Origin of the sequence: Vibrio sp. Vb0598 (assembly GCF_033338935.1) — a bacterium.
Classification (GTDB): Bacteria; Pseudomonadota; Gammaproteobacteria; order Enterobacterales; family Vibrionaceae; genus Vibrio; species Vibrio alginolyticus.
The window spans coordinates 142,535-155,987 of record NZ_JAWOTP010000001.1 but is presented as its reverse complement, the minus strand read 5'-3'; the positions used below and the strand labels follow the sequence as shown (position 1 = coordinate 155,987).

16 protein-coding genes are annotated in these 13,453 nt (G+C 44.8%); 4 read left to right on the top strand and 12 right to left on the bottom strand.

Annotated features, from left to right (window positions below; all coding sequences use genetic code 11):
- Positions 1-132: 132 nt before the first annotated feature.
- From eat to R7Q38_RS00730, 3 genes are read right to left on the bottom strand one after another with little or no spacing between them, the layout of a single operon-like run.
- Positions 133-1,536, bottom strand: a complete 1,404-nt coding sequence (gene eat, locus R7Q38_RS00740) for an ethanolamine permease (protein WP_005373969.1) — start codon at positions 1,534-1,536, stop codon at positions 133-135.
- A gap of 11 nt (positions 1,537-1,547) precedes the next feature.
- Entirely contained in the window at positions 1,548-2,432 is an 885-nt protein-coding gene (gene eutC, locus R7Q38_RS00735) for an ethanolamine ammonia-lyase subunit EutC (protein WP_170893081.1), read from the bottom strand.
- Positions 2,425-3,837, bottom strand: coding sequence for an ethanolamine ammonia-lyase subunit EutB (locus tag R7Q38_RS00730; protein WP_005388715.1), 1,413 nt, complete (start codon positions 3,835-3,837; stop codon positions 2,425-2,427). The genes eutC and R7Q38_RS00730 overlap by 8 nt, the downstream gene beginning before the upstream one ends.
- Before the next feature lie 184 nt (positions 3,838-4,021).
- On the opposite strand from R7Q38_RS00730, the gene R7Q38_RS00725 reads away from it, so the two are divergent.
- Entirely contained in the window at positions 4,022-4,972 is a 951-nt protein-coding gene (locus R7Q38_RS00725) for a helix-turn-helix domain-containing protein (protein ID WP_239938682.1), read from the top strand.
- A gap of 44 nt (positions 4,973-5,016) precedes the next feature.
- Here the strand turns inward: R7Q38_RS00725 and R7Q38_RS00720 are convergent, their stop codons facing one another.
- Positions 5,017-5,544: a TetR/AcrR family transcriptional regulator gene (locus R7Q38_RS00720; protein ID WP_033906295.1), complete on the bottom strand. Its 528-nt coding sequence runs from the start codon at positions 5,542-5,544 to the stop codon at positions 5,017-5,019.
- Between the two features lie 122 nt (positions 5,545-5,666).
- Between R7Q38_RS00720 and R7Q38_RS00715 the strand changes: the two genes are divergently transcribed.
- Positions 5,667-5,888, top strand: coding sequence for a hypothetical protein (locus R7Q38_RS00715; RefSeq protein WP_213872739.1), 222 nt, complete (start codon positions 5,667-5,669; stop codon positions 5,886-5,888).
- A 98-nt stretch (positions 5,889-5,986) separates the two neighbouring features.
- On the opposite strand, the gene R7Q38_RS00710 is transcribed toward R7Q38_RS00715, so the two are convergent.
- Together R7Q38_RS00710 and R7Q38_RS00705 are read right to left on the bottom strand one after the other, a co-directional pair.
- Positions 5,987-6,358: a VOC family protein gene (locus R7Q38_RS00710; protein WP_053304622.1), complete on the bottom strand. Its 372-nt coding sequence runs from the start codon at positions 6,356-6,358 to the stop codon at positions 5,987-5,989.
- A 59-nt stretch (positions 6,359-6,417) separates the two neighbouring features.
- Positions 6,418-7,308 (bottom strand): LysR family transcriptional regulator, encoded by an 891-nt coding sequence (locus R7Q38_RS00705; RefSeq protein ID WP_005388706.1) that lies wholly within the window; start codon positions 7,306-7,308, stop codon positions 6,418-6,420.
- 109 nt (positions 7,309-7,417) lie between these two features.
- On the opposite strand from R7Q38_RS00705, the gene R7Q38_RS00700 reads away from it, so the two are divergent.
- Positions 7,418-8,029: a LysE family translocator gene (locus tag R7Q38_RS00700; RefSeq protein WP_005388704.1), complete on the top strand. Its 612-nt coding sequence runs from the start codon at positions 7,418-7,420 to the stop codon at positions 8,027-8,029.
- 130 nt (positions 8,030-8,159) lie between these two features.
- On the opposite strand, the gene R7Q38_RS00695 is transcribed toward R7Q38_RS00700, so the two are convergent.
- From R7Q38_RS00695 to R7Q38_RS00685, 3 genes are all read right to left on the bottom strand, one after another.
- Positions 8,160-8,369: a hypothetical protein gene (locus tag R7Q38_RS00695; protein WP_115386481.1), complete on the bottom strand. Its 210-nt coding sequence runs from the start codon at positions 8,367-8,369 to the stop codon at positions 8,160-8,162.
- Positions 8,370-8,474: 105 nt separating this feature from the next.
- Positions 8,475-10,073, bottom strand: coding sequence for a chaperonin GroEL (groL, locus tag R7Q38_RS00690; protein ID WP_239938684.1), 1,599 nt, complete (start codon positions 10,071-10,073; stop codon positions 8,475-8,477).
- Between the two features lie 33 nt (positions 10,074-10,106).
- The gene (locus R7Q38_RS00685; protein WP_005373989.1) at positions 10,107-10,397 is read right to left on the bottom strand and encodes a co-chaperone GroES; all 291 of its coding nucleotides are present in this window, start codon (positions 10,395-10,397) and stop codon (positions 10,107-10,109) included.
- Between the two features lie 267 nt (positions 10,398-10,664).
- On the opposite strand from R7Q38_RS00685, the gene R7Q38_RS00680 reads away from it, so the two are divergent.
- Positions 10,665-11,015: a rhodanese-like domain-containing protein gene (locus R7Q38_RS00680; protein WP_025768015.1), complete on the top strand. Its 351-nt coding sequence runs from the start codon at positions 10,665-10,667 to the stop codon at positions 11,013-11,015.
- Between the two features lie 93 nt (positions 11,016-11,108).
- Here the strand turns inward: R7Q38_RS00680 and R7Q38_RS00675 are convergent, their stop codons facing one another.
- The 3 genes from R7Q38_RS00675 to fni form a co-directional block, all read right to left on the bottom strand.
- Positions 11,109-11,507, bottom strand: coding sequence for a GFA family protein (locus R7Q38_RS00675; RefSeq protein ID WP_005388696.1), 399 nt, complete (start codon positions 11,505-11,507; stop codon positions 11,109-11,111).
- Between the two features lie 252 nt (positions 11,508-11,759).
- Complete coding sequence (locus R7Q38_RS00670; RefSeq protein ID WP_005373992.1) at positions 11,760-12,023, bottom strand: DUF3012 domain-containing protein; 264 nt, start codon at positions 12,021-12,023, stop codon at positions 11,760-11,762.
- Positions 12,024-12,217: 194 nt separating this feature from the next.
- Positions 12,218-13,237 (bottom strand): type 2 isopentenyl-diphosphate Delta-isomerase, encoded by a 1,020-nt coding sequence (gene fni, locus R7Q38_RS00665; RefSeq protein ID WP_239938618.1) that lies wholly within the window; start codon positions 13,235-13,237, stop codon positions 12,218-12,220.
- Positions 13,238-13,453 lie beyond the last annotated feature (216 nt).

Below are 13,453 nucleotides of genomic sequence, written 5' to 3'. Positions count from 1 at the left end.
CAGACTAGACTTTCACATGATTAACCGCTTATAAAGTTAAAGTGATGCATTTGTGCGCTATGCACTTTTGATAGAAATGACAAAGGGAGCCTATGGCTCCCTTAATATGCTGAATAACAAGAATCAAAGTGACTATCGTACGACATCTGATTCAAGCTCTAGCTCTGCTACAGACAGCATGGCAAACTCTTCCTCGGCGGTTGCTGCCACCAGTTTGTTGCGGCTGTATAACCCATAATAAACACCACCGATAAGAAACAATCCCATTGTCATGAAAAAGGCTGAGGGATCAAAAGCATAAACACCTGTCATTGCGATCAAAGAAAGCACCAGAGAAATACTCGACGTAATTATCCCACCAGGCGTTTTATATGGACGAGTTAATTCCGGCTGTTTAATTCGCAATAAAATATGGCTCAAGGACATTAATGCGTACGATACAGTCGCACCGACAACAGCCATCGCCAAGATTAAGTCCCCCTCACCCGTAAGTGAAACCAAGAACCCAAAAACGCCCGGAACCAAAAGCGCACGAGAAGGCACTTTTTTGTCACTGGTTAATGACAAAGTTTGCGGTAAATAACCCGCGCGGGAAAGCGCAAACACCAAGCGACTGTAACCATAAATGATTGAAAAGAAAGAAGCGATAAGGCCAGCCAATCCAAGTAAGTTCACGGCCATTGCTACCGTTGAATTGCCCGTAAGCTTTAGGGCGTCAACTAATGGCACCGCGCTATCGCCTATGACCTTTGAGCCAACCGCACCAGCCAAAAGGACGACTACGAGAGTTGCGGTTAGCAATAAAAACAGCATCGCACCAATGATGCCTTTGGGAACATCTTTTGCCGGATTTTTTGCCTCCTCTGCCGCTAAAGGCACACCTTCAACCGCAAGAAACAACCACATTGCAAATGGCAACGCAGCCCATACGCCATACCACCCAAACGGCAAGATTTCTGTTGCCTGAGCCGTCGCCGGAGCAATATCGAATAAGTTATTAACGTCAAAGTGACCAATAAGCACAGCAGCAGTAATGAGAATAGCTAGCACAGCCAAACCGCTGATGACCATCATTACTTTGAGAGCTTCGCCAACCCCTGCCATATGAATAGCGATAAAGACGGCGTAGAAAAGTGCGTAAACAACAGGGCCATCGATACCAACCAATTCATTCACTGCTGAGCCAATAAAAATCACTATCGCAGCAGGCGCGAGCGCATATTCAATCAAAACTGATAAGCCAGTGAAAAAGCCACCTGTCGGCCCCATCGCCTGTCTTGCGAAGCTGTAACCACCACCCGCAGCAGGAATAGCCGCAGACATTTCAGCTAAAGACAATACTAGCGTGAAATACATTACTGCCATCGCGATAGCAGCAATAAGAAAGCCTCCCCATCCTGCTTGAGCGATACCAAAGTTCCAACCGGCGAAGTCACCAGATATAACATACGAGACACCTAAGCCAGCAAGTAAGATCCAACCTGCGGTGCCTCTTTTTAGCTGCCTTTTGGCCAAGTACTCCTGATGTTTAGACATAGTAAATCCTTCTACTTTGATGAAATTAAAAAGTTGTCGCTGTGTTTATCTTCAACACTTGCGCCACTTGGCTCATTGATATCGGAGCGATCTTTCAGATTCACTCCTGACAGTTGGAATTTTCGAGCCTCCTTGAGCAAGTAAAATGCGCGTTCACAGGCATCGTCATAGTTGAGCCCCTGAGGGCGCACATTGGAAATGCAGTTTCTTTGGGAATCTTTAGAGCCTCGTTTAGCCCCCCAAGTGAGATACATACCCATGCTATCCGGAGAAGTTAGACCGGGTCTCTCTCCAATTAAAACCAGCACGGCCTTGGCGTTAAAACATTCACCAACATCATCCCCTACCGCTACTCTTCCTTGCTTTACGATTGTGATAGGTGCGAATTTCCATTGATGTTCATCATCAGCGCTTAAAAGAGAAATCAATCGAGTAACAACAGGCACGGCATGGTTTTGAATTGCGACGGAAGAAAGTCCATCAGCAATAACAATCGCAAGATCAATGTCAGTGTTATGCTCATTTGCTATCAAGTTGAGCGTTTGCCAAGAAGATTCATCGAGTTGCCTTCCTAAATCGGGCCTTTGCAGGTACATAAGCCGATCACTTACTCGGCTGCTCACTACCACTGGAGGCTCTAAGGTATTTTCAAGAATCGAGTAAGAGTCCGACAAACCAGCAACGAGAGACTCAATATTCAAACTGCAATGCACTGCATCCATAGCTTGGGCATGATCCAGCTGAAATGAGAGTAACTCGTTGGTTGGTACACTGTTCCCGCTACGACCCAGAGCGATCCGAGCAGAGGTGAAGTCACGTAACTTGCCCCACGGGTTGTATGTGACAACTTCAGACTCATCTTGTGGGGACTGAGCAATGGTGATTACTTTACCCATGAGAATACCCCTTATTCAGTTGGTTAATTGCTCCCGAAAACGAGCGAGAGATTTGCTCACTTAACCGAACGTCTTGCACGCTCTCGAAAATCTGCATCTCCATTAACCATTGTTCGAACTCTGGTGCTGGCTTCAAACCGAGTACTTTTCTTGCGTAAAGGGCATCGTGAAATGAGGTAGTTTGATAATTGAGCATGATGTCATCAGACCCTGGAATACCCATGATGAACGAGCACTCGGCCACACCTAATAGTGTCAGCAAGTTATCCATGTCATTCTGATCGGCATAGGCATGATTGGTGTAACAGATATCGCAACCCATAGGTAAACCAAGCAACTTCCCACAGAAATGATCTTCAAGCCCAGCACGAATAATTTGCTTGCCATCAAACAGATACTCAGGGCCAATAAACCCAACGACAGTATTAACCAACAAAGGATCGAACTGTTTCGCGACAGCATAAGCGCGGGCTTCACAAGTCTGTTGATCGACCCCATGAAATGCATTCGCAGACAGCGCTGTACCTTGTCCGGTCTCAAAATACATCACATTGTTTCCTACACTGCCTCGATTCAAAGACAACGCGGCTTCATGGGCCTCTTTCAAAATCGACAAGTCGATTCCGAAGGTATCATTCGTCCCTTGCGTGCCGCCTATCGACTGAAAAACGAGATCGACTGGTGCACCCATTTCAATGGCTTCGATCGTGTTCGTGACATGAGTTAACACACAAGACTGAGTCGGTATTTGATAGTGTTGAATCACCTCATCCATTAAGTTCATTAACTTGATAGCTTGAGGCACATTATCTGTTGCCGGATTGATACCGATAACCGCGTCGCCATTTCCGTACATCAGACCATCAAAAATGGTCGCTGCGATACCGTTGAGAGAATCAGTGGGATGATTCGGCTGTAAGCGAGTAGACAGGCGACTCGGCAAGCCTATCGTATTCCGAAAAGCCGTGACAACTTGGCATTTTTTAGCAACGAGAATCAAATCCTGGTTGCGCATAATCTTACTGACTGCGGCCACCATTTCTGGTGTTAAACCTTGACGAATTTTAGCCAACGTTTCACCATCGGCTTCTTCACTCAGCAGCCAATTTCGAAAATCTCCAACCGTCAAGTGCTCAATCGGCTTAAAGGCTTCAAGGTCATGCGTATCGATAATTAGGCGAGTGATATCGTCGCTTTCGTATGGAATAACCGCCTCGTTAAGAAAAGTTTTAAGTGGTAACTCAGACAGCGCCATTTGTGCGACTACACGTTCTGCCGCTGACTGAGCACAAACCCCGGCTAACGCATCGCCTGAGCGCTCCGGTGTCGCTTTCGCCATCAAGTCAGCTAATGACTTAAAGGTATAGACTTTACTTCCTTGTTGCCGACGATAAGTTGCCGTCATTGCTCTTCCTCTTCACTATTTGGTTCGCTTTTTGCTGAACTATCAATAAGCTTTAAGAAAGTATTGCCAAATGTGTTCCGTAGCGTTATCAAAAACTGGCAACATTTATAAACCAATAATAAACAATGAGTTATGTAAATACTGCTCCAACATAACTCACAAAAAAGGAATGAGCATCACAAGGATGAGTAACCAAATGCCCCAAACTGCACCAATGCTGTGCATCCATCACACTAAGGATGCAAACCAACAAGCTGCGAGTCTGATAAACTGGCAACAGGAATATGACCAACTCAGCGATGGTCGATTTTTAGGTCAAATTCGAGAACGACGATTTCCCAATTTCCATGTGTTTCGTGAAGACAGTAACCGCTCGCTAAGACAGCAATGCAGGGTTGAAGAGGGAGGTATTTGGTTGGGTTTGAGTGCGGAAAATAAGCCGCTACACCTAAATCACAGTCAGTTTAATTCACGCCAACTTTTGCTTAGGCAAGGTGGCGCTGATTTTGAGTTAATGACACCGGAGCAGTTTTCTATCTATGGAATAGTGCTCGACAAAAACTTCGTTCACATCATAGAAAATCAACTTGAGCTTGGGAGTATCCAAAACAACACATTACACTTAACGGGTTTGACGGAAAAACACATTCAACAACTTAAATACTACTTAGGCACGTTACTTGGTTCCGCCGAGCCAAGATGGTCTGAAACCACACATCAAGCAATCTTAAAAGATATTGTGCTGGAGTTGTTCTCACTCAGTTCACTGCACACGAGCCATCCGATATCAAGCTCTCATCGTCAACACGTGATGCACCGTATAAAACAACAGCTACAGGATCTAGACTACCGTACACCGATAACCGTCAGTGAACTGTGTGACGCAGTACACGTCAGTCGTCGCACACTACAGTACACCTTTGAACATTGCTGTAATACTTCCCCAAAGCAGTTCATACATCGAATGCGCCTGAATCAAGTACGTAGAGTGCTACAAAGCCCTGAAGATAATCGAACAATTGCAGAAATTGCTTTTGACTTTGGTTTTTTCCATCTCGGGCAGTTCAGTCAAAGCTACAAGCGGCTATTTGGTGAGACGCCAACTGAAACGAGAAAATGGGAGTCCAGCAAATAAAATGACAGGCAGTATATTCTTTCAGATCCTGCGTTGGGGCCATGTTATGCAGTCGCAATGATTTGCTGAAACTTAGCATGAAACTCTTCAAGTGCCGCTTCAACATCCGGTTCTGCACGGCTCAAGTGCGAGATTAACGTCATAAAATAGCAGTCAAAAATCAGCGGTATTTTTCCCTCAAGGACGGAGCTTCCGTTTACAGATTGAAACAAAGCTTGGTTAAACGACTGATAATAATCCAAATCCCAAATCACTTCTTTCAACAAAGCTCGGCTCAGCTCAACGTTCGCAAAATAGTAGCGATAGTATTTCTCCGTCAGCGCCAAACCAATGTCGATATCGGTTTTACCTTCCACACTGACTAGCGTTTCTTGGCTGATCTGTTGCAGTTGCGCCAGCATCCCTTCGCGCAAAATCGACAGTTTAGTCGGGAAATGGCTAAACACTGTGCCATCGGCTACTCCTGCTTCTCTCGCTATCTGCCTTGTGGTCGTCATGTCATAGCCATTTTGAGCAAAAGATGCCCATGCGGCTTTTAGAATTTTATCTCTGGTTTGTTGTCGCTTCGTCATTGATGTGTCTGCTTAATGAGCCTGAAAGGATCATACCTTGCGTGGTTGAGATTGACAAATTGAGCGCGCTCATTTATAAAATTGAGCATGCTCATTTTATATAAAAACAAAAGGAATCGCTCATGTACGTATTAAACAAACTAGGCCAAGGATTGATTTTCTTCCCGACCATCTTCTGCTTTTCGTATATTTTAAGACCGATATTAATGGTCATCCTTATTCCAGGAGGACTCGCACTTTTGGCGTTAATCGGTGGCGCAGAAGTCAGAGCGGAACTCAAAGCCATGCTGCTTGAGGAGTTTTTTGGCGTTAGCCCATCGCACACCACCTCGAAAAGGGCGTGAGTGCGCTACAAACGTTGGCAAGGCTAAGTAAAAAAGAAAACGCGCAGATATCGAGATCTCAATACCTGCGCGTAGATGCGGTGAAAATAAGACTGGCTTTAGTCAGTATTCATGTTCTGGCCAATTCGCCATAAAACGCCACTAGGGTCAAACAAACAACATTCGCGTATGCCCCAAGGTTGCTCGACTAGCTCTGTCAAACGCGAACCAAATTCCTCATGACCCACTTTGGATAAGTGCTGATGCCAACTTTCTGCGTCTTCTACGAGCAAGTGCATCATGAAGTTATTGCCGTGTTCTGGCTCATAAAAATTCTGTAAAAGAAACGCGCAGCTACCTTGAGAGAAGTATGCTACATCACCGAAGTCCGACGCCATTTCAAAGCCAATCGCCTCATAAAAGCGTTTTGATAGCGCGTAATCTTTCGCCGGAACAAATGATTTGATTTCAACAATATTGAGGTTTTCCATTTCCAATTTCCTAAGCCTTTTTCCATAAAACTGACTGACGTAATCTCGCTCTATGCCTTCTATTCGCCTTGCGTAATCTGCTGTGATGACAGTGGCACACACTCTGCCATTTGCGTTTGTAACCACGTGATAAATTTATGTTCGAGTTCTGTACGCTTTTTATCTTGACTCAATAAAACGTAATTGCAACTTGATGGAGAAAACCCAAATGGTGCGACCAAATTACCACGCTTAATATCGTCCATGACAAAAGGATACGATCCCATTGCGACGCCTAAGCCATCCACTGCGGCTTGTATGCAAAAATAAAAATGCGCGAATGATTGCTGAGTGTTGCCGTTGAAAGTTTCACAACGTGTTGATTGCTGCCAATCCGCCCAAGCATTCGGTCTGGTTTGGCTATTCAACAATCGAGCTGCTTTCAAATTGTCTTTAATGGATTGCCAATACTCAGGAGAAAATACCGGCCCCACCCACTCTTCCACAAGAATGGTTTTGTCGTAATCGTGATGCTGCGCAAAATCGTCTCGACGAATCGCCATCGAAAGCCCAGTTGATCCTAATGTTACCGGGCCACCAGCCGTCGACAAACGAACATCAGCACGGTGTTCATCATTAAACGCGGCCAACCTTGGCATCAACCAGCGCATGGTTAATGTCGGTTCACAAGACACTTCAAGATGCTGATGCTTCTCTTGAATAAGCGTATTCACGCCTGTTTCTAGCGTTTGGAATGCCGTTTCTGTGTATGTCTTGAGTAATTCGCCTTCCGCCGTCAACACGACTTTCCTGCCCTCTTTGAAGAACAAAGGTTGAGACAGATATTGCTCAAGTTGCTTGATCTGCTTACTCACGGCTCCGTGAGTAATGTTCAGTTTGTCAGCCGCTTCAGTGTAGCTTGAAGAACTCGCCGCAACGTGGAAGACATAAAAAGATTTCAGGTGACGCATCTGTGAGTTTTTCTCACCAATATGGGAATGTTTTTCGATTATAGTCAGTAATAAAGACGCCTACAATTTCGCTACATCCCAGACTTCATCATTCAAACAGGAAATCGATATGGAATTTGTAACTCTTGCGTTATTAGGTGTGCTTATTGTCATTAGCCCTGGCGCAGACTTTGTTTTGGTATTAAGAAATAGCTTAAATCAAGGACGAAAAGCAGGCGTATACAGTGCGATTGGTATCAGCATGGCGATAAGCATCCACATCGCTTACTCCATGCTGGGGATCAGTTACTTAATTTCACAAAATGAATGGTTGTTTAATCTCGTGCGCTATCTTGGGGCCGCTTATCTTGTCTACCTTGGGATTAAAGGAATATTCTCCTCGCAACCTGCATCAAACTCAGAAACCGTTCAACAGAGCGAGTATTCAATGTGGCGATTTTTCATGCAGGGGTTTCTGTGTAATTTACTCAATCCCAAGACGATGCTGTTTTTTCTGAGTATTTTTAGCCAAGTGATTTCTCCCGACTCTAGTCAGCAACACATCGCCTTGTTCTACGGGATTTATATGATTGCGCTGCATGGTATTTGGTTTTCTATCGTTGCTGTTTTATTCACGTCACCCCAGCTACAAGCTTTCTTGTTGAAGATTAAGCATCGACTCAATCAAGCATGTGGGGCGGGATTAATCATTTTCGGCGCGATGCTGGGCTTAAAAGTGTAGTACGCTTGCGGTCCGATTACCCCAGTTCAAATTGATCATTGAACAAGTGGCTGTAATCAAATAAAAATCTGCATTATCAATACCTTAAATTAGAAAAAACAGCCAACGTGCGCTGGCTGTTTCGATACAGTTAATGGATGACCCGAGCGTCCCCTTTAAATAACTGAGACAGATCGATAGTGAATATCGTCACCGTCGGACGTTTAGGCAGAGCATTTTCGATCGAAAACTCTGGCCCAGCTGGAACGAGGGGGAAGTGAATAGCAGTCGGCCACGTTGACGAAGCTTCATTACCGCCCGGCTCAGATATTGAGAAAGAAAACTCAGGTAAACGGGTCATAACACTTACCTCAAATGACTGATTAGCGGGCTCAAGCGAGCCCGCTTAGGTTTTGCAATGTTATTGTTATTTTAACGCTTACTTAATCACTAACGGTTGATGACGTTAGATATCAAGTTCTTTGTCTTCAACGTGGTTGGTGATCATCGCTTCAGTGGTGATCATCAAGCCAGCAACAGACGCTGCGAATTGAAGCGCTGAACGTGTTACTTTCGCAGGGTCCAAGATGCCCATTTCGATCATGTTGCCGTATTCACCTGTTGCAGCGTTGTAACCGTAATCGGCATCACCCGCTTTGACAGCGTTCGCCACAACAGAAGCTTCGTCACCTGCGTTAGTTGCGATTTGACGAAGAGGCTCTTCCATTGCACGTAACGCAACTCGGATACCCACGTTTTGGTCATCATTGTCGCCTTTTAGATTCGCCAATTCTTTCGCGATCTTAGTTAGGGCAACACCACCACCAGCAACAATACCTTCTTCAACCGCTGCGCGAGTAGCGTGTAGTGCATCGTCCACGCGATCTTTCTTCTCTTTCATCTCAACTTCGGTTGCAGCGCCGATCTTGATCACCGCTACGCCGCCAGAAAGCTTCGCAACACGTTGTTGAAGCTTGTCTTTATCGTATTGAGAGGTGGTTGTTTCGATTTGTTTTTCAATCGAAGCCACACGATCAGCAATCGCGCTTGCTTCTGCTGCGCCACCCACAATGGTTGTTGTGTCTTTGGTGATGGTCACTTTCTTCGCACTACCTAGTTGCTCTAACGTTGCTTTTTCGAGCTCTAGGCCGATTTCTTCAGAGATGACCGTACCAGCAGTTAGTACCGCAATGTCTTCCATCATCGCTTTACGGTTGTCACCAAAGCCAGGCGCTTTCACCGCGGTCGCACGCACGATGCCGCGCATGTTGTTCACAACCAATGTCGCTAGCGCTTCACCTTCGATGTCTTCAGCAATGATCAATAGCGAGCGAGAAGATTTCGCCACTTCTTCTAGTACAGGCAATAGCTCGCGGATGCTGCTGACTTTTTTGTCCACCAATAGGATGTAAGGGTTGTCTAGCTCGACGCTGCCATTTTCTTGGTTAGTGATGAAGTATGGCGACAAGTAACCGCGGTCAAATTGCATACCTTCAACCACAGACAATTCGTTGTTTAGACCTTGGCCTTCTTCAACCGTAATCACGCCATTGCGACCCACTTTCTCCATCGCTTCTGCAATGATTTCACCGATCGCGCGATCGCTGTTTGCAGAAATGCTACCCACTTGGGTGATAGATTCTTTGTCGCTGCATGGCTTAGACATTTCACGTAGTTTCTCAACCGCCGCTTCAGTGGCTTTGTCGATACCACGTTTTAGGTCCATTGGGTTCATGCCAGAGGCTACCGCTTTAAGACCTTCATTGATGAAAGATTGCGCCAGTACGGTAGCGGTCGTTGTACCGTCCCCCGCTTCATCATTCGCTTTGGACGCCACTTGTTTCACCATTTGTGCGCCCATGTTTTCGAACTTATCTTTCAGTTCGATTTCTTTCGCTACAGACACGCCATCTTTGGTGATGGTTGGCGCGCCGTAAGATTTATCAAGCACAACGTTGCGGCCTTTCGGGCCTAGTGTCACTTTTACTGCGTCCGCCAGTAAGTTCACACCTTTCAGCATTTTTTGACGTGCGTCATTAGCAAATAATACGTCTTTTGCAGCCATGGTTATCTCCTCAAAAAACTACTACAAAAATAATTACTCAACGATTGCTAACACATCAGATTCGGACAGAATTAAGTATTCTGCGCCGTCAATTTTCTCGGTTTTCACGCCGTAACCGTCATTGAAAATGATTTGGTCGCCCACTTTGACTTCCATCGCAGCGCGTTCGCCATTTTCAAGACGTTTACCTAAACCAACAGCAATGACTTTCCCGCGGTTTGATTTTTTCACCGACTGAGAAGTTAAAACGATTCCCCCTTCAGATTTATTTTCCACCTCTTGTCTTTCAACAATTAGCTTGTCATTTAAAGGACGAATTTTCATTTTTAAGTGCCTCCTACTTGGAACCAAAAATAAAAGACAAAATAAACATCAAGATGGATTTGCGAGTCGACAGCTCGCTTTCGATGAAAATAATAAGGTCGAAAAATGAGAGTTCAAGAGGTGAATTTGATAAAAATTTTTTATTAAATTAAATAAAATTTTCTATCGAATTATCGCATTCACAACCACTTAGCATCTCTTTATGATGGAAAATGTGCTCAATCAAATCTAGAGTGGTTACGTACTCTTAAAAAGGATAATCAAACAATGAAAAAGGCCGTATCTCTATTTCTTGCAACGTTATGCGTTGGCTTCCTCTCACCCAACGTGTCAGCTTCTGAACGCGCTGAACAAGGTTGGCAATTGATTGACGAGGGCGCGATGATTGTCGATGTGCGCACGCCGCAAGAGTTTTCTGAAGGGCATTTGGATAATGCCGTCAACTTCCCTTTATCTGAACTTGATAAACATTTTCAAGACGTCGATAAAGATCAAGCTATCGTGTTGTACTGTCGCAGTGGTAACCGCTCTGGCAAAGCGTATCAATACTTACAATCGCAAGGCTTTACGAATCTGCACAATGCAGGTGGCTTTGAAGAACTACAAGACGCCAAATAGTCGTCTCCATTCTAATATACAAAGTAAAAGCACAGAGCGCGTCGCAAGCGTATTGTAACGCGCTCTGTTTCTAAATACTTATCTACAACAACTCTATTTTGGCCCTGCATCAAATTGAGTCAGGTTATCCGATATCTCGAGCCACGGCGCTTTCGACGCGACAAAAATATGGAAATCAGGCTTGTGAGAAGGTGTGTCATCCAAGATACCAAGGCGAATATTGACGATCCCATTGTTCTTTTTCGAATACAGACTTGATCCGCAGTGGCGACAAAAGCATAGCATGGTATTTTCGCTTTTCTGATAAGTTTGAATATCTTCTTTCCCTTGGATAATAAGCAGTTTATCCAACGCAATACCACCGGCAGATGAATAGTCAGAACCTGTGAACTTGCGGCATTCAGAGCAATGGCAATTTCCCATGTACTTAAATTCATCTGCCACTTCCAACTTTACCTTGCCGCACAGACATGAGCCTTTTAGTACTTCCATTTGAATTCCTTTTTGTTATGAATCTAATTGAATTAGATGGCTATCTCGACACCATGCCACTGCAATACGAAAAATTAAAGACAGGCAATACAGGTTTTCAAAAATGAAACGAAAATGTAAAACATTCCATTCAGAGGGAAGTGCGCTCGACACGTGAAAAATCGAGCTATTTTAGATACAAAAACACCAAGCAATAACGCTTGGTGTTTACCTCACAGAATGTCGCCTCAGAAAAGGCGCTTTCCGCTGTGCTTAAAAAATGCAGTGTTTAGTAAAGCTGGTCGCTTCGTTTGCAGTCCAGTCACCTTTCGGCTTATCTTTCAGGTTTTCACACCATTGCTCGCTGCCGACACCATCTTGCAGAACACAATGCTTTGCAAAGTCTACCGCGTTGTCTGCTGTCCATTCTGTTTTTGGCTTATCGCGCATGTCGTTACACCAGCCTTCAGTGCCCACTTCATCACTACAAGCGGTCAAAGCAGAAGCCGCCAACATCAGCATGACTAGTTTTTTCATAAATTTAAGGTTCCAGTTGCAAACAATAGTAAAATTAAACTCAATCTCTTCAACACATGCCCATTCAAGTGTCTGAATAAAGGCGTCACTAGCTGAAGTGACTTTTGTATCAACTATAACGAAATTATCAGTCTACGTGTTAAGACACCGAAAAATTATTGAGCGACTCTGTGTAAAGCGCGCCATTCTAAAAGCTATAGGCAGCGCGCTTTTGTTAGCTCACCAACCTTAAAAGAGCCAGTACCAAAGCACGCTAAACGCAGCTCTAATGCCATTTGTTCAAAGTGATCGACGACAGACTGCGTGCTGATCGTCGCAGCTTTTAATACCGCACCAGCTTGCCCAATGAGATTAGCACCCAAATGAATGGCTTTCGCCGCTTCAAGTCCGTTATGAACACCTCCCGAGGCGATCAAGGGTAATGTAGGACGCAGTGCGCGGATTTGAGCCAAACATGTTGCTGTAGGGACACCCCAATCGCGGAAAAGCTCGGCTGCACGCTGCATTTTCGGATTATCTTGGCAATACCCTTCAACCGCACTCCAGCTTGTGCCACCCGCGCCCGCAACGTCAATTGCATCCACACCAGCATCAATTAATCGCTGCGCAACGTGTCCGCTAATACCAAAACCGACTTCTTTGATAATGATAGGAACCTTCACGCGAGATTTAAGCATCTCAATTGCCTGGAAAACACCAACCCAATTGTGGTCGCCATTTTTCTGAAACGCTTCCTGCATTGGATTAACGTGCACAAACAAGGCATCGGCTTGAATCGCCTCAACCGCACGTTGCGCATTATCGAGTTTACCTTTATCGAGCAATTGAGCGGCTCCAAGATTGGAATACAATGGTACTTCTTTCGCCAACTCACGAATGGTTTTACCCAAGCCCGAATGCTGACTTTCTTCTAAGCTAATCCGTTGCGAGCCCACACCCATGGCAATACCTAATTCACTTGCTGCTTCAGCTAGACGACAATTGATCGTTTCTGCGTCTTTTGCTCCGCCAGTCATCGAGCTAATCAAAAACGGTAGCGCTAATTGATGACCAAGAAACTCTGTCGATAAATCGATCGCGTGAAAGTCACATTCTGGCAGCGCACAGTGTTCAAACTCGACAGACTCAAAACCCGCCGTTTTATGCTTCATGCTCATATCATGATGTAAAACAGCATCTAGGTGTAAATCTTTTCGGTTAGTTTGCGGAGCCATAATGTCACCCTAAAGTAAAACAGTCGCGCAGTATTGCGATCCTTATCAGTAACGTCAATGCGAATTTTGTGAATTTGCCGGATTACTTTTCCGAAACGAGTAATGAATCTCGACTGCCCCTGACATTATAAGAAAAGAAACTCGCTTTCCGTTTTAAACAAGCCGGCAAGTTTCTCTTCAAATTGAGATAATCAGCGTACGATACCCATGATGAAA

Bases quoted from the DNA above. Each gene is read 5' to 3' on its own strand.
- R7Q38_RS00725 (WP_239938682.1), top strand. From the start codon at position 4,022: ATGAGTAACCAAATGCCCCAAACTGCACCAATGCTGTGCATCCATCAC.
- fni (WP_239938618.1), bottom strand. From the start codon at position 13,237: ATGGCTCCGCAAACTAACCGAAAAGATTTACACCTAGATGCTGTTTTA.
- R7Q38_RS00730 (WP_005388715.1), bottom strand. From the start codon at position 3,837: ATGACGGCAACTTATCGTCGGCAACAAGGAAGTAAAGTCTATACCTTT.
- eat (WP_005373969.1), bottom strand. From the start codon at position 1,536: ATGTCTAAACATCAGGAGTACTTGGCCAAAAGGCAGCTAAAAAGAGGC.
- R7Q38_RS00705 (WP_005388706.1), bottom strand. From the start codon at position 7,308: ATGCGTCACCTGAAATCTTTTTATGTCTTCCACGTTGCGGCGAGTTCT.
- R7Q38_RS00700 (WP_005388704.1), top strand. From the start codon at position 7,418: ATGGAATTTGTAACTCTTGCGTTATTAGGTGTGCTTATTGTCATTAGC.
- R7Q38_RS00685 (WP_005373989.1), bottom strand. From the start codon at position 10,397: ATGAAAATTCGTCCTTTAAATGACAAGCTAATTGTTGAAAGACAAGAG.
- R7Q38_RS00670 (WP_005373992.1), bottom strand. From the start codon at position 12,023: ATGAAAAAACTAGTCATGCTGATGTTGGCGGCTTCTGCTTTGACCGCT.
- R7Q38_RS00675 (WP_005388696.1), bottom strand. From the start codon at position 11,507: ATGGAAGTACTAAAAGGCTCATGTCTGTGCGGCAAGGTAAAGTTGGAA.
- groL (WP_239938684.1), bottom strand. From the start codon at position 10,073: ATGGCTGCAAAAGACGTATTATTTGCTAATGACGCACGTCAAAAAATG.
- R7Q38_RS00715 (WP_213872739.1), top strand. From the start codon at position 5,667: ATGTACGTATTAAACAAACTAGGCCAAGGATTGATTTTCTTCCCGACC.
- R7Q38_RS00720 (WP_033906295.1), bottom strand. From the start codon at position 5,544: ATGACGAAGCGACAACAAACCAGAGATAAAATTCTAAAAGCCGCATGG.
- R7Q38_RS00680 (WP_025768015.1), top strand. From the start codon at position 10,665: ATGAAAAAGGCCGTATCTCTATTTCTTGCAACGTTATGCGTTGGCTTC.
- eutC (WP_170893081.1), bottom strand. From the start codon at position 2,432: ATGGGTAAAGTAATCACCATTGCTCAGTCCCCACAAGATGAGTCTGAA.
- R7Q38_RS00695 (WP_115386481.1), bottom strand. From the start codon at position 8,369: ATGACCCGTTTACCTGAGTTTTCTTTCTCAATATCTGAGCCGGGCGGT.
- R7Q38_RS00710 (WP_053304622.1), bottom strand. From the start codon at position 6,358: ATGGAAAACCTCAATATTGTTGAAATCAAATCATTTGTTCCGGCGAAA.